This is a genomic window from Kitasatospora sp. Xyl93, assembly GCF_055383135.1.
This window is the reverse complement of record NZ_AP029185.1, coordinates 6890264-6909307: the sequence shown is the minus strand read 5'-3', so window position 1 is coordinate 6909307 and position 19044 is coordinate 6890264. Positions and strand designations below refer to the sequence as shown.

Here is a 19044-nt window from a genome sequence, read left to right as displayed (position 1 = left end):
CCGGGTGGATCACCGCGCGCAGTTCCTCGATCGAGGGCCGGCGGGTCAGGTCCACCGGGGGCCGCTGGGTGCCCGCGGTGGAGGGGTCAGCTGTTGACGGCTTGGACATAGTCGGCGTACGCGTCCCTGATTGCGGAAGGGGAGAGGTCGAGGTGTTCGAGGATGGTGAAGCGCCCCGGTCGGGTGTTCGGAGCGTAGTGCACCGCTTCGGTGAACTCCGCCTCGGTGAAGCCGATCTGAGCCGCGGTCACCGGTAGTCCGTGGCTCGCCAGGCGCTCCACGATCAGACCGGTCAGCTCGCGCTCGCCCCGCAGGAAGCTGGCGAAGGCGGCGCCGAGGCCGACCTGCTCGCCGTGCTGGGCGGACCGCTTGGGATACAGCACGTCCAGGGCATGCGAGATCTCGTGGCAGGCGCCCGACGAGGGCCGGGTGCTGCCCGCGATGTTCATCGCGATGCCGGACAGTACCAGGGCCTCGGCCAGCGCCGTCAGGAGGTCCTGGTCCTGGGTGCTTCCCGGGTGCCGCAGCAGGTTCTCGCCCGCCGAGCGGGCCATCGCCACGGCCAGCCCGTCCACCGGCTCGCCGGTCACCGCGTGCGAAAGCTCCCAGTCCGCGCACGCGGAGATGTTGGAGACGACGTCGCCCACGCCGGCCGCCACGAAGCGCTGCGGGGCCTGCCGGATCACGTCCAGGTCGACCACGATGCCGATCGGGCTGGGCACCCCGTAGGAGCCGCGGCCGGCGTCGTTGTCCAGGGTGGAGACCGGCGAGCAGATGCCGTCGTGGGCCAGGTTGGTGGCGACCGCGACCAGCGGCAGGCCGACCCGGGCCGCGGCGTACTTGGCGGCGTCGATGATCTTGCCGCCGCCGAGGCCGACCATCGCGTCGTAGTGCCCGCCGCGCATCGCTTCGGCCAGCCGCACGGCGCTGTCCAGGCTGCCGTCGTCCACGTTGTACCAGTCGGCGCCGGGCAGGGCCGGCTCCAGGCGGCGGCGCATGGCCGAGCCGGAGCCGTTGCTGATCGCGACGGCGATCCGGCCCGAGGCCGACAGCCGCTGGTCCGCCAGGATGCCGCCGAGCGCGTCCAGCGCGCCCGGGCGGATCTCGACGAACAGCGGCGACGGGACCAGTCGGGTCAGTACCGGCACGCGATCTCCCGGGCCTTCGCCAGGTCGTCGTGGTTGTCGACCTCGACCCAGGAGACCTCGCCGATCGGCTGCACGTCGATCCGCAGGCCGCGGTTGACCATCTCCTGGTAGCCGTCCTCGTAGTACAGCTGCGGGTCGCGCTCGTAGGTGGCGCGCAGCGCGTCGGTGAGGTCGGCCGCGGCGGACGGGTTGATCACGGTGACGCCGATGTACTCGCCGGTCGCCTCGGCCGGCTCCATCAGCTTGGTGATGCGGCGCATGCCGGTGGCCGGGTCGACGACGACCTTCATCTCCTCGTCGGCGAGCTTCTTCACCGTGTCGAGGGCGAGCAGGATGCCGGGGGCGGTGCCGGCCTCGGTCAGCCGCTGGTTGCCCTCCAGCATGGTGCGCTGGACGGAGGCCGGGTGGACGGTGTCGCCGTTGGCGAGCAGCAGGCCCTCGGCGAACAGGTCGCGGGCGCACCAGAGCGAGTAGGCGTTGTTCCACTCCTCCGCCTTGTCGTTCTCGACCAGGTGGAGCTTGACGCCGTACTTGCTCTCCAGGGCGTCCTTGCGGTCGTACACCGCCTCCTTGCGGTAGCCGACGACTATCGCGGCCTCGCGCAGTCCGACCTCGGCGAAGTTGCCGAGGGTGAGGTCCAGGACGGTCCGTTCCCCGTCGACCGGCACCAGCGCCTTGGGCAGGGTGTCGGTGTACGGGCGCAGCCGGCGGCCGGCGCCGGCTGCCAGAACGAGGCCGATCATGCGGGTCTCCTGATCCGTCGTGCTGTGCGCGGGGCCGCGCCGGGGGTTCGGCGGCGCCACTGGTTCGCCCGGACCGGGGTTCGACCGGGCCGGGCGGCGGCGCGCCGGTGCCGGCACAGATCCGGGCACCGTGTCGTATGTGATGGTAGGCGACCAGGGCGACCGACCAGAACGCGCCCGCAGGCCCGGGGGCGGGAGACGGGCTGGTGGGCGGGGTTTGCGGCCGGGGTGGCGGCGGGCCGTGGGCGGGGCGCGGTGGAGCCGGTGGGCGGGGTGCCGGCGGGGCTGACGGTGGGGGTGGCAGCAGGGCGGCCCGGGGTTCGCCGAGAGGGTGCGGAACGGTCGAACGGGCCCCGAACGTCCGCCGAACGGTTCTGCGAATTCCGTGACTCTTTCGAGGGTTTCCCGGACCCTTCTCCCGGCGGTTTCCGACTCCTCCGAGTCATGATCCGCCCGGTTGTGCGTGGGACCCCTGCCGAGTGCCACCCATACGGCAGACTGGAGCCCGACGCCGGTGCCGGTGCCCCCGCTGTGTCCGCCGCACTCCAGCCGGTGCGTCGGAGGCACCCGATGCTCCCGTTGCTCCCGTTCCCGAAAGAGGCCCCATGCCCCAGAGTCTGCCGACCGACCCGACGCACTTCGCCGCCGAGATCGACACCGGTCTCGACGTGGAGACCGATGTGACGGTCGACCCCCGGGCCACCGGGTCCGCCCCCGCCGGAGCCGAGATCCTGCTGGAACTGGTCGACGACGAGGGCGTCACGATCGGCACCGGCGAGAAGCTCTGGGCCCACCAGCAGCCGGGCCGGCTGCACCGGGCCTTCTCGGTCTTCCTGTTCGACCGCCAGGGCCGGCTGCTGCTCCAGCGCCGGGCCCTCGGCAAGTACCACTCCCCCGGCGTCTGGTCGAACACCTGCTGCGGCCACCCGTACCCGGACGAGCCGCCGTTCGTCGCCGCCGCCCGGCGCACCGCCGAGGAGCTGGGCGTCGCACCGGCGCTGCTCTGCGAGGCGGGCACCGTCCGCTACGACCTGCCGGACGAGGCGTCCGGGCTGATCGAGCGGGAGTGGAACCACCTGTTCGTGGGACTGGTGACCGCCCCGGTCGAGCCGGACCCGGAGGAGGTGGACGACTTCGCCTTCGTGACCGCGCAGGAGCTGCGGGAGCTGCGGGCGGAGCGGCCGTTCTCGGTCTGGTTCGAGACGGTCTTCGAGGCCGCGCTGCCGGGCATCCGGGAGATCGCCGGGCGGGACTGGTAGTCCGGAGCCGTCGGTTCCCGGGCGGGCCGCTTCGCTGCGCGGCCGTGCGCCGTCGGTTCACCGTCCGGCAGCGTCGGTCCACCGTCCGGCCGCTCCGGCGCCGGGCCCGGCCGGTCAGTGGCCGGGCTCCGGGGGGACGGGCAGCGAGGCCCAGATGACCTTGCCGCCCTCCCCCGTGTGTTCGACGTCGCACACCCCGCCGGCCTGGAGGGTGACGCTCTTCACCAGCAGCAGCCCGCGCCCGCCGGTGCGTCCGGTGTCGTTCTCCAGCGCCTTCGGCCGGTACGGGTCGCCGTCCTCGACCGACACCCGCACCCAGGACCGGCGCACCGACAGCTCGGTGACCACCTCGGGCGACAGCTCGGCGGCGTGCGTCACCGCGTTGCTCACCAGCTCCGAGACGATCAGCAGCAGGTCGTCCACCAGCTCCTGGTAGCGCACCCCGGTCATCCCCTGGGCGAGCAGGCGGTCGCGCACCGCGTGCCTGGTGAGCGGCACCGAGGCCTCGGTGGCCGGCACCGGGAAGCGCCACACGCCCTCCGCCGGGCCTCCGGAGGCCGGGGCCCCGGCCAGGCCCTCCGGCCCCGCGCCGCGTCTCGGTTCGGCCTTCGCCGCTCCGCTGATCTGCTCCACGTCCAGCCGCCCTTCGTCCGCGACCCGGGAATCAGGCGATCCGCTCATGGCGCCCTCGGTCCACAGAGGCTAGGAGAGCCGTCGTGGCGGCCGTGGCACCGTCGACAAGTTGCCCGTGTCGGACCGGTTCCGCCCGCAACCGACCGCGGGAGGCGCGAAAGTCGACCGGTTCCTTCGCGGACGCCACCGCTTCGGTCCGGATTCGAGCGCGTTCACAGGCCGTACCAACCTGTGGGGACCGGGTGCGGACGAGGTGCGGGCTCGCGGGGGCGCGGGTGGGGCCTGGGCGCGGGTGGCGTACGGGCCCGCCGCCGCGGCCCACTGGCCCCCCGGACTCCCCGACCAGGGCGTCCCGGGGCGCGGCTCCGAGGAAGCGCAGGTGAGAAGCACTCCAGAACCCTGGTAATGTTCTCTCTGTCGCCGAGGGGGCGAGGAAAAAGCCCCCGAAGCACACACCCCGTCCGGGTGGCGGAATGGCAGACGCGCTAGCTTGAGGTGCTAGTGCCCTTTATCGGGCGTGGGGGTTCAAGTCCCCCCTCGGACACAGCCGAATTCCCCGTGGGAGCCGAAAGGCCCCCACGGGGAATTTCGTTTTTCGGGCCGCCCTTTTCCCGGGCCGACCCCGGTCGCCATCCCCGGTCGCCATCCCCGGCCACCGTCCGCTGCAGGCGCTGTGGCGCCGGTCTCCTCCCCGGTCCGTACCGGCGGAAGCCGGACACGAGATGGCAACAATCGGACGGTTTGAGCTTCCTCTGAGGTATTCGCCCCTTTTCGGAACATAGGCTGCTCTCCGTTTGCCCGAAATACCGGCTCAAAATCGCAAAAACACCGACACCACCCGATGAACCACGAGCGAGAGGACCGATACGTTGAGTGAGCCCGACTCGTCGACGCCATCACACCAGAACTACCGCCGATCGCTCGGCACGATCAGCCTGACCGCCGTCGGGCTGGGATCGATCATCGGCTCCGGGTGGCTGTTCGGTGCCGAGCGCGCCGCCAAGCTCGCCGGCCCCGCCTCGATCCTCGCCTGGGTGATCGGTGCCGCGGTGGCGCTGACCATCGCGCTCACCTACAGCGAGCTCGGCTCGATGTTCCCCAAGGCCGGCGGCATGGTCCGGTACGGCCAGTACTCGCACGGCTCGCTGGCCGGCTACCTGGCCGCCTGGGCGAACTGGATCGCCATCGTCTCGGTCATCCCGGGTGAGGCCACCGCCTCCGTGCAGTACATGAGCTCCTGGCACTTCGGCTGGGCGAAGGGGTTGTACGACGGCCAGGAGCTGACCCTCAGCGGCGTGGCGCTCGCCAGCGTGCTGCTGGTGATCTACTTCGTCCTCAACTGGTTCGCGATCACCCTGTTCGCCAAGACCAACACCGCGATCACCGTCTTCAAGGTCATCGTCCCGACGGTGACCGCCGGTGCACTGCTCTTCGCGCACTTCGACTCGGCGCACTTCACCGACCACGGCGGCTTCGCGCCGAACGGTTGGAGCGCGGTGTTCACCGCCGTAGCGGTCTCCGGCATCGTCTGGGCCTTCAACGGCTTCCAGTCGCCGCTCAACCTGGCCGGCGAGGCCCGCAACCCCGGCAAGTCGCTGCCGAAGGCCGTCATCGGCTCGATCCTGATCGCCCTGGTGATCTACGTCGCGCTGCAGATCGCCTTCCTCGGCGCCATCCCGAGCGGCGACCTGGCGAACGGCTGGAGCAACCTCTCCTACACCTCGCCGCTGGCCGACCTGGCCATCGCCTGGGGTCTCAACTGGCTGGCGATCCTGCTCTACGCGGACGCGTTCATCTCGCCGTCCGGCACCGGCATGATCTACGCCGCCACCACCTCGCGCATGATCCACGGCGTGCAGGAGAACGGCCACCTGCCGAAGGTCTTCGGCAAGGTCGACGCCAAGACCGGCATCCCGCGCCCGGCGCTGCTGCTCAACCTGGTGGTCGCCTTCCTGTTCCTCGCGGTCTTCCGCGGCTGGGGCTCGCTGGCCGAGATCGTCTCGGTGGCCACCGTGATCTCGTACATCACCGGCCCGGTCGCCGTGATGGCGCTGCGCCGCCTGGCCCCGGACCTGCCCCGGCCGGTCCGACTGCGCGCCATGCCGGTGATCGCCCCGGTCGCGATGGTCTTCGGCTCGCTGGTGCTCTACTGGGCCCGCTGGCCGCTCACCGGCAAGGTCATCCTGCTGATGGCCGCCGGTCTGCCGATCTGGGCCTGGTACGAGCTGCGCAAGCCGTTCGCCGAGCTGAAGCCGCACCTCAAGGCCGGCGCCTGGATGGTCGCGTACCTGTTCGTGATGGCCGGCGTCTCCTGGGCGGGCAGCGCCGACTTCGGCGGGAACGGCTACCTGCCGGAGGGCTGGGACCTGCTGATCGTCGCCGCGATCGGGCTGGCGTTCTACCGCTGGGGCGTCGCCAGCGCCTGGGCCAACCCCTCGCTGGCCGAGGTCCGCAGGGAGATGGCGGCGGAGGCCGAGAGCGCCGCGCCGCTCGACGCCGCGGAGGCCTCGCGGGTCTGAGGTCCGGGACGTGGCGAGCTGAGCCGCATGAACCCGTGAGTTCGTGAGTTCTTGAGCTCGTGAGTTCTTGAGCCGCATGAGCTCATGAGTTCATGCGGCTCACGGTGAAGGCCGGTCGGAGGAATCCGACCGGCCTTCGGCGTCCGTCGGGGCGGGCGCGGTGCGCTCCGTTCCCGGTGTGCATCCATTCTGCCGCGGACGGCACCCCCGGGTCACCGTCCTCGGGGATGATCTTCGTCGCGGATTCCGCTCCTAGCGTGGTACCGGGCGGTCCTCGGTAGGAGGGCCCGGACGCGGAGGAGCGGATCGGCATGGCGGACGTGCAGGGGCGGGAACTGGCCGGGGAACTGGCCGAGGAACTGGTCGGGATGATGGCCGAGGACGGCGCGGCCGCCCGGCTGGCGCACAGCCCCGACCTCGCCGAGCAGGCGGTCTGGCGGCGGCTCACCGCCCGGCACGGGGACCGGCTCGCGGAGATCATGGCGACGCACGGCTGGCCGACCGGGCGCACAGTCGGCCCCGAGGCGGCCCGGGCGGCATGGTTGGTGGCGCAGCACGCGGACCGGCAGCTCGACGTCCAGCGGCGGGCGGCGGAGCTGATGGGCGAGGCGGTCGCCCGGGGCGAGGCGAGCGCCCGCGACCTGGCCTTCCTCCAGGACCGGCTCGCCGTCAACGAGGGCCGGGAGCAGCGCTACGGCACCCAGATCGGCGCGGTGGCGGACGGCCGACCGGTGCCGTGGCCCTGCGAGGAGCCGGAGCGGCTGGACGAGCGGCGCGCGGCGGTGGGCATCGAGCCGTTCGACGAGTACACCGCGCGGTTCGCTCCGAAGTAACCGTCACGTCCGCCGATCGGGATTGACTCTTGCGCGCGGCCGCCCGTGCCGCGTTGACTGACCCTCGACTAGCGCTGCTAGTTAATCGGTCGAGTGGATGAGGGGACGATCGGGTGCGGCAGTACGCGGAACACAGCGACCAGTACATCGACGGCGAGTGGCGGCCCTCCGGGGACGCCGGGTCGATCACCGTACTGAACCCGGCGACCGAGCAGGTGCTGGCCACCGTGCCGGCCGGCGGCGTGACCGACGTCGACGCGGCGGCGACGGCGGCCCGCCGGGCGGCCCGCGGCTGGGGCGCGACCACCCGCGAGGAGCGGCTGGCGCTGCTGACCCGGCTGCGGGACGGGATCGCCACCGCGCAGAACGAGATCACCGAGACGGTCGTCGCCGAGCTCGGCTCGCCGGTCGGCTTCGCCGGGGCCGTGCACGCCGGGCTGCCGCTCGCCGTGGCGACCTCCTACCTGAGCCTGCTCGCCGAGCACCCCTTCGAGGAGCGGATCGGCAACTCGGTGGTGCACGCCGAGCCGGCCGGGGTGGTCGCGGCGATCACGCCGTGGAACTACCCGCTGCACCAGATCGTGGCCAAGGCCGTCCCGGCGCTGGCGGCCGGCTGCCCGGTGGTCCTCAAGCCGGCCGAGGACACCCCGCTGGTGGCCCGGCTGTTCGCCCGCCTGGTGCACGAGGCCGGGTTCCCGGCGGGCGCCTTCAACCTGGTCACCGGCACCGGCGCGGTGGCGGGCGCGGCGCTCGTCGGGCACCGGGAGGTGGACCTGGTCTCCTTCACCGGCTCCACCGCGGTCGGCCGGCAGGTCGCCGAGACGGCCGGCCGGGGGCTGAAGCGGGTCTCCCTGGAGCTGGGCGGAAAGTCGGCCAACGTGGTGCTGCCGGGCGCCGACCTGGCCCGCGCGGTCAAGGCGAACGTGGCCAACGTGTTCGCCAACTCGGGCCAGACCTGCAGCGCGCTGACCCGGCTTCTGGTGCACGAGGACCAGTACGACGAGGCGGTCGCCCGGGCCGAGGAGGTCGCCGCCCAGTACCGCCCGGGCGACCCGACCGACCCGCAGACCCGGATCGGCCCGGTGGTCAACGCCAGGCAGCTCGACCGGGTGCGCGGCTACATCGACGGCGCGCTGGCCGAGGGCGCCCGGCTGGTGGTCGGCGGCTCGGAGCCGATCGCCGAACTGCCCACCGGGTACTACGTCCGCCCGACCGTGCTCGCGGACGTCACCCCGGAGATGACGGTGGCCCAGGAGGAGGTGTTCGGCCCGGTCCTGGCGATCCTCCGCTACCGGGACGAGGACCACGCCGCCGAACTCGCCAACGGCACCCCGTACGGCCTGTCCGGCGGTGTCTGGGCCCGCGACACCGACACCGCCGCCGCCTTCGCCCGCCGCCTCGACACCGGCCAGGTCGACCTCAACGGCGGCCGCTTCAACCCGCTCGCACCCTTCGGCGGCTACAAGAGCTCGGGCCTCGGCCGGGAGCTGGGCCGCCACGGGCTGGAGGAGTTCCTCCAGTACAAGTCCCTGCAGTACTAGCGCGACGAACGGCGGGCGGCGAGCGGCGGGCGACTGACGGCTGACGGCTGACGGCTGACAGAGTTCAGCGAACAGATGACAGATTTCATCATCTGTCATCTGTTCGCTGTCGGTTGTTCGCTGTTCGCCGTTCGCCGCCAGCCGCCCGCGGCGCCACCGCCCCGGCGGGGGGGCGGGCCGGCCGTCAGGCCAGGTCGACGCCCGGGTAGAGGGGGTACGGGGTGAGCAGGTCGGCGGCGCGCTTGGCCGTGGCGTCGCGGAGGGCGGCGTCCAGGGTGTAGGCGGCCTTGGACGGGGCGCCCTTGGCGGTGGTGGAGGGGTTGGTGGCGCCCAGGACGGTGTGGATCAGGTCGGCGATCTCGTCCATCTCGGCGGTGCCCAGGCCGCGGGTGGTGAGGGCCGGGGTGCCGAGGCGGATGCCCGAGGTGTACCAGGCGCCGTTCGGGTCCTGCGGGACGGAGTTGCGGTTGGTGACGATGCCCGAGTCGAGCAGCGCCGCCTCGGCCTGGCGGCCGGTCAGGCCGTAGCCGGAGACGTCGGCGAGGACCAGGTGGTTGTCGGTGCCGCCGGTGACCAGCTTGCCGCCGCGGCGCAACAGGCCCTCGGCGAGCGCCTGGGCGTTGGCGACGACAGCGCGGGCGTAGGCCTGGAACTCGGGGCGGCGGGCCTCGGCGAGGGCGACCGCCTTGGCGGCCATGACGTGCGAGAGCGGGCCGCCGAGCACCAGCGGGCAGCCGCGGTCGACGTGCTCGGCCAGTTCGGACTGACACAGCACCATGCCGCCGCGCGGGCCGCGCAGGGACTTGTGGGTGGTGGTGGTGACGATGTGGGCGTGCGGGACCGGGTCGTGGTCGCCGGTCAGCACCTTGCCCGCGACCAGGCCGGCGAAGTGCGCCATGTCGACCATGAGGGTCGCGCCGACCTCGTCGGCGATCTCGCGCATCCTGCGGAAGTCCACCAGGCGCGGGTAGGCGGAGTAGCCGGCCACGATGATCAGCGGGCGGAACTCGCGGGCGGTCTCGCGCAGCGCGTCGTAGTCGATCAGGCCGGTGGCCGGGTCGGTGCCGTAGCTGCGCTGCTCGAACATCTTGCCCGAGATGTTGGGCCGGAAGCCGTGGGTGAGGTGGCCGCCGGTGTCCAGGGACATGCCGAGCATCCGCTGGTTGCCGAGTTCCTGGCGCAGCCGCGCCCAGTCCTCCTCGGTGAGGTCGTTGACGTTGCGCACCGCGGCGCGCTCCAGCGCCGGGCTCTCGACCCGCTGGGAGAGGACGGCCCAGAAGGCGGTCAGGTTGGCGTCGATGCCGGAGTGCGGCTGGACGTAGGCGTGGTCGGCGCCGAACAGTTCGCGGGCGTGCTCGGCGGCGATGCTCTCGACCGTGTCGACGTTGCGGCAGCCCGCGTAGAAGCGGCGGCCGACGGTGCCCTCGGCGTACTTGTCGCTGAGCCAGTTGCCCATGGTGAGCAGGACGGCCGGGGAGGCGTAGTTCTCGCTGGCGATCAGCTTGAGCGAGGCGCGCTGGTCCGCCAGCTCCTGGCCGATGGCGGCGGCGATCCGCGGTTCGACGCCGGCGACGACGTCGAGGGCGGTGCGGAAGGCGGTGTCGGCCGCGGGGGAGGCGGCGGTGTGGGGCTGCTGGGCCATGGCGGTCTCCTGGTGGGGATGCGGGGGCCCAGGCGCTCGGCAGACATGCACGTGAGGATCCACGGGGCCGCTTCCCGATGGTTGATTCCATCCCTACGCGCCAGTCGCGGCCCACCGGGATCGTACCAACACCGGAGGGACTGTGGCGGAGGTCTCAGAATGCGGAACGGGCCGCCCGTTCCGTCCGCTTATGTCCGTTCTTCTGCAACGCGGGTGTTTCGGTGAAATGAAGCCGCCACATTTCCCGAAACAGTTCGGCAGGAATTACCCGAACAGCCGTCGAAGGTGATTCGCGAACCTCGGACGCATCCGATCAAATGACGCTCGAACGGCCGCCGGGAAACCCCCGGAGGCCGCACCGGAAATGCACACCAGCGCACCCTCACCATGGGGCGGCGGAGAATTCGGGGGTTACGCCTCATGGCAGTGGTCGACACCGTCCCGGTCACCGTGGCCGGGCCCGCGCCCGCCGCGAACCCCGGACTGCTGCGCCGGATCCTGCGGGACCGGGTCGGCGCCACCGCCCTGGCGGTGGTGGTGCTGTTCCTGCTGCTCGCGCTCGGCGCCCCGCTGATCGCCGCGCTGTACGGGAGGAACCCGGTCGACCACTACGGCCAGAACCTCCCCGGCCTGCTCAGCGACGGCGGGCTGCCGATGCTGCCGAACGGCGGGATCTCCGGGGACTTCTGGTTCGGCCTGGAGCCCGGCCTCGGCCGGGACGTGTTCACCCAGCTGCTGTACGGCATCCGCACCTCGCTGCTGATCGCCTTCGCGGCGGCCGCGGTGACCACCACCCTGGGCGTGCTGGCCGGCGTCGCGGTCGGCTATCTGGGCGGGCTCACGGACCGGTTGTTCGGATTCCTCGCGAACGTGCTGCTGGCCTTTCCCACCCTGCTCCTGCTGCTCGCGCTCAGTCCGGTGATCCAGTCCCGGCTGGTCGACCCGGGCACCGCGGAACCGGAATGGATGCAGTTCCTGGTGCTGATCCTGGTGTTCTCGGCGTTCGGCTGGATTCCGCTCGCGCTTTCCCTGCGGGCCACCGTCCGCTCGCTCCGGGAAAGGGATTTCGTGCAGTCCGCGCGGGCCCAGGGCGCGAGCCGGTTCCATGTCGTCGTCCACGAACTCCTGCCGAACGTGCGCTCGCAGCTGCTGGTGCACGCCACCATGGCGGTGCCGACCTTCGTCGCCTCCGAGGCCGCGCTGTCCTTCCTCGGCGTCGGCGTCACCGAGCCGGTCCCGGACTGGGGGCGGATGATCGCGCGCGGCTCCGAGGTCTTCCAGGCCGACCCCACCTACATGGTGTTCCCCGGCGTGGCGCTGCTGCTGTTCGTCATCGCCTTCAACCTGCTCGGCGACGCCGTCCGGGACGCGCTGGACCCACGCGCCGGCACTGCCCGCTGAAACCTTTCACCTCCTCCCGTCCACCAACCCGAGCCCGTCCCGGCACGACCCGCCGGGACAAGGAGAGATTCGCCATGCGCTGGACCAGACCGTCCCTCGCCGTCGTCGCCACCGCCCTGCTGGCGACCTCCTGCTCGGCCGGCGCGGGCACCACCACCGGCCCCGGCGGCGCCGCCGGGGCCTCCGCCAAGGAGACCTCCCCGCTGACCGCCGTCCTCGGCAGCGAGCAGGAGAGCGCCGGCCCCGCCCCGGCCGTCCCGGGCGCCCGGGCGGGCGGCACGGTGAACGTGTACAACAGCGTCGAGTTCCGCCACCTCGACCCGCAGAAGGTCTACGCCGGCGCCGCCTACAACGCCTCGCTGCTCTGGGGCCGCCAGCTGACCCAGTACCAGGTCGTGGACGGCAAGGCCAAGCTGGTCGGCGACCTGGCCACCGACACCGGCACCCCGGCCGACGGCGGACGCACCTGGACGTACCGGCTCAAGCAGGGCGTCGCCTGGGAGGACGGCCGGCCGATCACCGCCCAGGACGTCAAGTACGGCATCGAGCGCACCTTCGGCAAGGGCTACGAGGTCGGCCCGCCGTACTGGCCGCAGTGGCTCACCGGCGAGGCCAGCTACGAGGCGGCGCGCGCCAAGTACGCGGGCCCGCAGGCCGGCGACCTGGACGCGATCGAGACGCCGGACGAGCGCACCATCGTCTTCCACTTCCCGCAGCCGCAGGCCGACGTCCCGTACATGGCCGCCCAGTCCTCCTCCTCGCCGGTGCGCCGCGACAAGGACACCGGGACGGAGTACGACCGGCTGCCGTTCGCGACCGGCCCGTACCGGATCGTCGAGCACGTCCAGAACACCCGGATGGTGCTGGAGCGCAACCCGGCCTGGAAGCCCGAGACCGACCCGATCCGCAGCCAGTACCCGGAGAAGTTCGTCTTCACGTACGGCAAGGAATCGCTCAACATCAACCAGGAGATCCTCTCCGGCCGGGACGGCGGCGCCAACGCCACCACCGCCGCCGACACCCTCTCCGCCGAGCTGTACCAGACCACCGACACCGACCCGAAGGCCAAGGAACTGGTCGTCTCCGGCCGGCAGGGCGCCTTCGTCACCCAGCTGGTGATCAACAACGAGCGGGTGCCGGACGTCGAGGTCCGCACGGCGCTGCACCTGGCCTACCCGCGCCAGCAGGCCCGCCAGGTCCAGGGCGGCGCCCGGACCGGCGAGCTGGCCACCACGCTCAGCTCGCCCGCGCTGATCGACTGGCAGAAGTACGACCTCCACCCGGTCCGGCCCGAGGGCGACCCGGAGGCCGCCAAGGCCGCGCTCGCCAAGGCCAAGCAGGCGCCCGGGAGCCTGACCTACGCGTACCGGAACACCCCGACCGGGCAGCGGGTGGCGCAGGTGCTGGTCGAGGGCTTCGGCAAGGCCGGGATCACCGTCGTGCCCAAGCCGGTCGACCCCAAGGCCTTCCTGGACGAGGTGCACCGCGCCGACTCCCCGTACGACCTGTTCGAGGAGACCAGCTCGGTCGACTGGCCGACCCCGTCCACCCTCGTCCCGTTCTCCTTCGACGGCCGGGCCGGCAGCGACCTCAACTCCGCGCGCTACCGCAACCCGGAGGTCGACAAGGAGATCGACCGGATCAACCAGGTCGGCGAGCCGCGCGCCAAGGCCAAGGAGCTGTACGCGCTGGAGCAGACCGTGATGAAGGACGTGCCGGTGCTGCCGTTCGCCTACCCGACGGTCAACCAACTGCGCGGCGGCAACGTCGGCGGGGCGTTCATCCACCCGATCTACGGGACCGTCTCGCTGGCCTGGCTGTACCTGAAGTCCTGAGTGCCGGGCCGCCCCTCGCCCCCGTCGGGACGAGGGGCGGCCCCCTCCTGCCGCGCTCCTCCGCCTCCCCCCGTCACGTCGACCCCGGATCGGCCATGCTCTCCTTCGTCCTGCGGCGGACCGCCCAGGCCCTCGCGGTCCTGGTCGCGGTCTCCGCCGCCGCCTTCGCCCTCTTCTACGCCGCGCCCGCCGACCCGGCCCGCGCCGCCTGCGGCCCGCGCTGCGACAGCGGGCAGGTCGCGGCGGTGCGCCAGAGCATGGGCCTGGACCAGCCGCTGCTCACCCAGTACACCGACTACCTGGCCGGGGTCGTCGCCGGGCGGGACATCGGCGACGTCGACGGCTCGACCATCCACTGCGACGCGCCCTGCCTCGGCTACTCCTACCGGCTGCACCAGCCGGTCAGCGAGGCGCTCGCCGACCACCTGCCCGTCACCCTCTCGCTGACCGCCGGGGCCCTCGCCGTCCTGCTGGTGTTCGGGCTCGGCGCCGGGTTCGTCTCCGCGCTGCGGCACGGCCGGCGGACCGACCGGCTGTTGTCCGGCTTCACCCTGGTCGGCGCCAGCGTGCAGATCTACTTCCTCGGGTACGTCGCGCAGTGGCTGCTGGTGTACTCCACCGGCGTGCTGCCGCTCCCCTCCTACACCTCGCCGACCGACGACCCGGCCGCCTGGGCGGGCGGGCTGCTGCTCCCCTGGATCGTCCTCGGCTTCGTCAACTCGGCGGTTTTCGCCCGGCTTTCACGCTCGCAGCTGCTGGAGACGATGAACGAGGAGTACGTCCGCACCGCCCGTGGCAAGGGCCTGGGACGGCTGCGCGCCCACCTCAAGTACACCTCCCGCGGCGCCGCCGGGCCGCTGGTGCAGCTGATCGGGCTGGAGGCCGGGGTGCTGCTCGGCGGAGCCGTGATCACCGAGACGGTGTTCGGGCTGAACGGGGTCGGGCGGTTCGCCACGGAGGCCGTCGCCGGGCAGGACCTGCCCGCCGTGGTCGGCGCGGTGCTGCTGGCCGCCTGCTTCATGGTGCTGTTCGTCGCGCTGGCCGACCTCGCGGTCGCCTGGCTCGACCCGCGTGTGCGGCTGAGCTGATGGGGAGTCCTTCGATGAAGTCCAGTGTGCCGGGAGCGGGCGTGCGGGCCACGGTAGCCGGTACCGCCGTTGCGCGAGGCGTGGCGGCGAAGGCCACCGTTGCGCGAGGCGTGGCGGCGAAGGCCGCCGAGCCGGTGCTGAGCGTCCGCGACCTGACCGTCACCTTCGCCGACCCTCGCGGCGGCGCGCCGGTGACCGCCGTCCGGGGCCTCTCCTTCGACCTTGCACCGGGTGAAGTCCTGGGCCTGGTCGGCGAGTCGGGCTCCGGCAAGTCGACCGTCGGGCTCGCCGTCCTCGGCCTGCACGATCCGCGCACCACCACCGTCACCGGCTCGATCCGGCTGGACGGGCAGGAGGTGGTCGACGCCGAGGAGTCCGCGCTGCGCGGGGTGCGCGGCGGACGGGCGGCACTGGTCTTCCAGGACGCGCTCACCTCGCTCAGCCCCTTCCACGGCGTGGGCGCCCAGCTCGCGGAGATGTACCGGCTGCACCACCCGGGCGCGGGCCGGGCCGAGGCCGGCCGACGGGCGGCCGAGATGCTCGACCGGGTCGGCATCCCCGCGGCCCGGACCCGCGACTTCCCGCACCAGTTCTCCGGCGGCATGCGCCAGCGCGTCATGATCGCGATGGCGCTGATGAACGACCCGCGGCTGCTCATCGCGGACGAGCCGACCACTGCCCTGGACGCCCGCGTCCAGCGGCAGGTCCTCGACCTGCTCGGCGAGTTGCAGCGCGAGCACGGGACGGCGGTGCTGCTGGTCAGCCACGACCTGGGCGTGGTCGCCGGGACGACGGACCGCACGCTGGTGCTGCGCGGCGGGGTCGGGATCGAGTCCGCGCCGACCGCCGAGCTGCTGTCCGCGCCGCGCGAGCCGTACACCCGGGCGCTGGTGGGCGCGGCGCTCCGGCTGGACTCGGTGCCGGGGGCCGCCCTGCCGACGGTCGACGAGCCGGCGCCGTCGCGGACGTTCCGGCCGCGGACGGTCGGGCGTCCCGAGCGGTGGCTGGTCGAGGTGGACGAGCTGTCCGTGCACTTCCCCGGGCGCCGGCGCCTGCCCGGCCTACGGGCCGAACCGGTCCGGGCGGTCGAGGGCCTCGGCCTGCGGATCGCACCCGGCGAGACGCTCGGGCTGGTCGGCGAGTCCGGTTCCGGCAAGTCCACCACCGCACGGGTCCTGGCCGGGCTCCAACGACCCACCGGCGGAACGGTGTTGTACGACGGCCAGGACGTCACCCGGCCGGACCGGGAGCTGCGGAAGCGGCTCAGCAGGGAGATCCAGCTGGTCTTCCAGGACCCGTACGCCTCGCTCAACCCGCGCCGGACCATCGCCCGCACCCTGGACACCCCCCTGCGCCTGCACACCGCGCTCGGCCCGGCCGAACGGCGGAAGCGCGCCGCCGAACTACTGGAACAGGTCGGGTTGGAGGCCGGGCACCTGGACCGCTACCCGCACGAGTTCTCCGGCGGGCAGCGCCAGCGGATCGGCATCGCCCGGGCGCTGGCCCCGCAGCCGCGCCTGATCATCGCCGACGAGCCGGTCTCCGCGCTCGACGTGTCGGTGCAGGCCCAGGTGCTCAACCTGCTGATGGAGCTGCGCGAACGGCTCGGCGTCGCCTTCCTGTTCGTCTCCCACGACCTCGCGGTGGTCCGGCACTTCTGCGACCGGGTGGCGGTGATGCACCGGGGCCGGCTGGTCGAGTCCACCGACCGGGACCGGCTGTTCGAGGCGCCGCACACCGAGTACACGAGGGAGCTGCTGGCGGCGGTGCACTGAGGCGACCGAGGCCCGGCGGGCACGATCGGGCCGTCGGACGCGATGGAGAGGTGCGGCGGCGGGGTCCACCGGCAACGGCCGCGGCGGACCCCGTAGGAGTGAAGCAGCAGGTCGTTCGCCGTTCGTTCGGCTGCGCCGGTCAGGTTCGAGGCGCTAGCGTGCAGGCGATGTGACCTGGGAGACCCGGACAAGGAATCACCGACCGAGGGGGAGCACGTGTCGGACGACCTGCTCATCGCAAAGATCAACCACGGCTTCGATCACCTCGACGCCGACGGCGACGGCCTGCTCACCGAGCGGGACCACGTCCTGATGGGCCTCTCGGTGGCCCGATCGCTCGGCCACCAGGAGGGCTCCGACGCGGAGGCCCTGATCGTCCGCGCCTACCTGACGACCTGGCACGACCTGCACCTCGCCCGGCTGCCCGCCGGCACCCAGGCGATCACCCGTGAGCAGTTCGTCGACTCGACCGGTTCGCTCGCCGACGACCCGAAGGCCGCGCACGAGATCCTCGGCGCGCTCGCCGGGGCCTTCCTCGCCGTCGCCGACGCCGACCGCAGCGGGACGGTGGACGCCGGCGAGTTCTTCGTCTTCCAGCGCGGCCACTTCGCCGGCCTCTCCCGCGACGACGCCGACGAGGCCTTCCGCCACCTGGACACCGACGGCGACGGCGTGCTCTCCGCGGCCGAGTTCACCAGCGCCATCATCGAGTTCTGGACCAGCCGCGACCCGGACGCGCCCGGCAACTGGTGGACGGGCAAGCCGCCGCACAGCTTCTGAGCCGTACGTCCGGCGGCCCGCCCCCACGCGCCGGAAGCGCGGGGACGGGCCGCTCGGCGACGGTTCGGGGGCTACGGCACCGGTTCGGTACGGCGCCGGCGTCGCCTGCTGCCGGGTCGCGGTGCACTGCGGAGCTGGGGTGCGCCGCCGGGCCGCCGCGTACGGCCGGGCCGCGGCGTGCTCACCTCCGGGCGGCCGGCCCCTTCGCCGGGCCGGCCGTGCCCCCGGCGCGCGACGAGCGGCCCGGCCGTCGGCTGACACTCACCACCAGGCAGACGCCCGCCACCACGATCGCGCCGCCCGCGAGGGTCGGACCGGTCAGCGGCTCGGCCAGGATCAGCCAGCCCAGCAGCACCGCGACCACCGGGTTCACGTACGCGTAGGTGGCCACCAGGGTCAGCGGGGCGGCGCGCAGCAGCCAGGCGTACGCGGTGAAGGCGAGCAGCGAGCCGAACAGCACCAGGTAGGCGAGGGCCAGCCAGGACCGGCCGGAGACCGCCCCGAGGTCCAGACCGTGCTGCTCGCCGCGGCCCAGCCCGACCAGCAGGTTGCCGAGGCCGCCGGCCAGCATCTGGTAGGCGCTCGCGGCGAGCACGTTGCCGGGCATCGGGATCTTCTTGCTCACGAAGGAGCCGGTCGCCCAGAGCAGGGTGGCGCCGATGATCAGGATCACGCCGCCCGGCTCGATCGACCCGCCGATCGCGGGGGCCGACAGGACACCGAGCCCGACCAGTCCGAGCAGCACCCCGGCCAGTTCGGCCGGCTTCGGGCGGTCGCCGCCGAACGCCGTCAGCACCACCATCCACAGCGGGACGGCGGCCACCAGCAGGGCGGCCAGGCCGGAGGGGACGGAGGTCTCGCCCAGGACCACCATGCCGTTGCCGCCGGTCAGCAGCAGCAGGCCGACCAGGGCGGAGGAGGCCAGCTGCCGCCGGGTCACCTTCAGGCCGGCCGGCCCCTGGCGCACCAGGAGGAAGCCGGCCAACACCAGGCCGGCGGTGATGAAGCGGGCGCTCGCGGAGAGGAACGAGGGCATCGTCTCCACGGTGATCCGGATCGCCAGGTAGGTCGAGCCCCAGACGACGTAGACGACGAGGAGGGCCAGCCAGACCGCGCCGCCGAGACGGGAGGCGGGAAGGGCGTCGGCGAGCGGGGCCGGGGTGGGGGCCGCTTGCGCCCCGCGCTTGCCCGCAGGGGCAGGGGTCGGGGTGGGAGTGTCTGGGGCTGAGCCGGGGATCTCGGCCGGTTGGGAGGGTGAAGCGGGCGATGTCATGTGTGTCCCCCTTGGACGGTGCTGGCCGAACAACCGACATGACAGCGCATGGACGGCCCGGCGCGCCAGTCGGTATCAGGAATCGGACCGCAGGACGTACGGTGGGCGCTCCCCAGCGAGGAGGTCGAGCCCTTGTCCGCACCCGAGCAGGCCCTGCCGTTCTTCGTGTACGGCACTCTGCGCAGCGGTGGCCGCAACCACGCCGTCCACCTGGCCGGGCGCTGCGCCGACGTCCGGCCCGCGGTGCTGGAGGGTGCGGCGCTGCACGAGGGACCCGGCTTCCCGTACGCGGTGCCGGACCCGGCGCCAGGGCGCCGGATCCTGGGCGAGCTCGTCACCGTACGCCCGAGCGCGTACGCCGGAGCCCTGGAGGCGCTGGACCGGCTGGAGGACTGCCGAGCGGACGGGACCGGGCTGTACGTGCGGCGGCGGGCGGCGGTGCGGACGGCGGCGGACGGGCTGCGGGAGGCCTGGGTCTACTTCGCCGGGCCCAGGGCCGAGGCGCGGCTGCGGGAGCGGCCGGCGCTGATCGAGTCGGGGGACTGGGCGGATGAGACCGCCAGGTAGGCTGCCC

At 72.8% G+C, this 19044-nt stretch carries 15 protein-coding genes, 1 tRNA gene and 1 riboswitch; of the genes, 11 read left to right on the top strand and 5 right to left on the bottom strand.

Annotation, left to right across the window (positions count from 1 at the left end; translation table 11 throughout):
• Positions 1–86: 86 nt before the first annotated feature.
• Together ACZ5GH_RS29990 and ACZ5GH_RS29985 are read right to left on the bottom strand one after the other, a co-directional pair.
• Complete coding sequence (locus ACZ5GH_RS29990; RefSeq protein WP_049649808.1) at positions 87–1148, bottom strand: iron-containing alcohol dehydrogenase family protein; 1062 nt, start codon at positions 1146–1148, stop codon at positions 87–89.
• On the bottom strand, positions 1136–1891 hold the full coding sequence (locus ACZ5GH_RS29985) for a phosphocholine cytidylyltransferase family protein (RefSeq protein WP_387756668.1): 756 nt from the start codon (positions 1889–1891) through the stop codon (positions 1136–1138). Before ACZ5GH_RS29985 ends, ACZ5GH_RS29990 begins: the two co-directional genes overlap by 13 nt.
• Before the next feature lie 605 nt (positions 1892–2496).
• On the opposite strand from ACZ5GH_RS29985, the gene idi reads away from it, so the two are divergent.
• The gene (gene idi / locus ACZ5GH_RS29980; RefSeq protein WP_359901625.1) at positions 2497–3150 is read left to right on the top strand and encodes an isopentenyl-diphosphate Delta-isomerase; all 654 of its coding nucleotides are present in this window, start codon (positions 2497–2499) and stop codon (positions 3148–3150) included.
• A 114-nt stretch (positions 3151–3264) separates the two neighbouring features.
• On the opposite strand, the gene ACZ5GH_RS29975 is transcribed toward idi, so the two are convergent.
• Positions 3265–3831: an ATP-binding protein gene (locus ACZ5GH_RS29975; RefSeq protein ID WP_464335840.1), complete on the bottom strand. Its 567-nt coding sequence runs from the start codon at positions 3829–3831 to the stop codon at positions 3265–3267.
• A gap of 411 nt (positions 3832–4242) precedes the next feature.
• On the opposite strand from ACZ5GH_RS29975, the gene ACZ5GH_RS29970 reads away from it, so the two are divergent.
• From ACZ5GH_RS29970 to ACZ5GH_RS29955, 4 genes are all read left to right on the top strand, one after another.
• Positions 4243–4327, top strand: a tRNA-Leu gene (locus ACZ5GH_RS29970).
• Positions 4328–4652: 325 nt separating this feature from the next.
• The gene (locus ACZ5GH_RS29965; RefSeq protein WP_464335839.1) at positions 4653–6302 is read left to right on the top strand and encodes an APC family permease; all 1650 of its coding nucleotides are present in this window, start codon (positions 4653–4655) and stop codon (positions 6300–6302) included.
• Between the two features lie 311 nt (positions 6303–6613).
• Complete coding sequence (locus tag ACZ5GH_RS29960; protein ID WP_464335838.1) at positions 6614–7135, top strand: DUF6624 domain-containing protein; 522 nt, start codon at positions 6614–6616, stop codon at positions 7133–7135.
• 113 nt (positions 7136–7248) lie between these two features.
• Positions 7249–8676, top strand: coding sequence for an aldehyde dehydrogenase family protein (locus ACZ5GH_RS29955; protein WP_387756672.1), 1428 nt, complete (start codon positions 7249–7251; stop codon positions 8674–8676).
• A gap of 184 nt (positions 8677–8860) precedes the next feature.
• On the opposite strand, the gene ACZ5GH_RS29950 is transcribed toward ACZ5GH_RS29955, so the two are convergent.
• Complete coding sequence (locus tag ACZ5GH_RS29950; RefSeq protein WP_464335837.1) at positions 8861–10318, bottom strand: glycine hydroxymethyltransferase; 1458 nt, start codon at positions 10316–10318, stop codon at positions 8861–8863.
• 19 nt (positions 10319–10337) lie between these two features.
• A riboswitch (ZMP/ZTP riboswitch) is annotated at positions 10338–10436 on the bottom strand.
• Positions 10437–10738: 302 nt separating this feature from the next.
• Here ACZ5GH_RS29950 and ACZ5GH_RS29945 point away from each other — a divergent pair.
• From ACZ5GH_RS29945 to ACZ5GH_RS29925, 5 genes are all read left to right on the top strand, one after another.
• Positions 10739–11719, top strand: a complete 981-nt coding sequence (locus ACZ5GH_RS29945) for an ABC transporter permease (protein WP_387756674.1) — start codon at positions 10739–10741, stop codon at positions 11717–11719.
• Positions 11720–11793: 74 nt separating this feature from the next.
• On the top strand, positions 11794–13554 hold the full coding sequence (locus tag ACZ5GH_RS29940; RefSeq protein WP_464335836.1) for an ABC transporter substrate-binding protein: 1761 nt from the start codon (positions 11794–11796) through the stop codon (positions 13552–13554).
• Positions 13555–13649: 95 nt separating this feature from the next.
• Positions 13650–14642 (top strand): ABC transporter permease, encoded by a 993-nt coding sequence (locus tag ACZ5GH_RS29935; RefSeq protein WP_387756676.1) that lies wholly within the window; start codon positions 13650–13652, stop codon positions 14640–14642.
• A gap of 110 nt (positions 14643–14752) precedes the next feature.
• Positions 14753–16417, top strand: a complete 1665-nt coding sequence (locus ACZ5GH_RS29930; protein ID WP_464335835.1) for a dipeptide ABC transporter ATP-binding protein — start codon at positions 14753–14755, stop codon at positions 16415–16417.
• 216 nt (positions 16418–16633) lie between these two features.
• Entirely contained in the window at positions 16634–17197 is a 564-nt protein-coding gene (locus ACZ5GH_RS29925; protein WP_387756678.1) for an EF-hand domain-containing protein, read from the top strand.
• 181 nt (positions 17198–17378) lie between these two features.
• Here the strand turns inward: ACZ5GH_RS29925 and ACZ5GH_RS29920 are convergent, their stop codons facing one another.
• Positions 17379–18470 (bottom strand): EamA family transporter, encoded by a 1092-nt coding sequence (locus ACZ5GH_RS29920; protein WP_464335834.1) that lies wholly within the window; start codon positions 18468–18470, stop codon positions 17379–17381.
• Between the two features lie 132 nt (positions 18471–18602).
• On the opposite strand from ACZ5GH_RS29920, the gene ACZ5GH_RS29915 reads away from it, so the two are divergent.
• On the top strand, positions 18603–19037 hold the full coding sequence (locus ACZ5GH_RS29915) for a gamma-glutamylcyclotransferase family protein (protein WP_464335833.1): 435 nt from the start codon (positions 18603–18605) through the stop codon (positions 19035–19037).
• Positions 19038–19044: the final 7 nt, after the last annotated feature.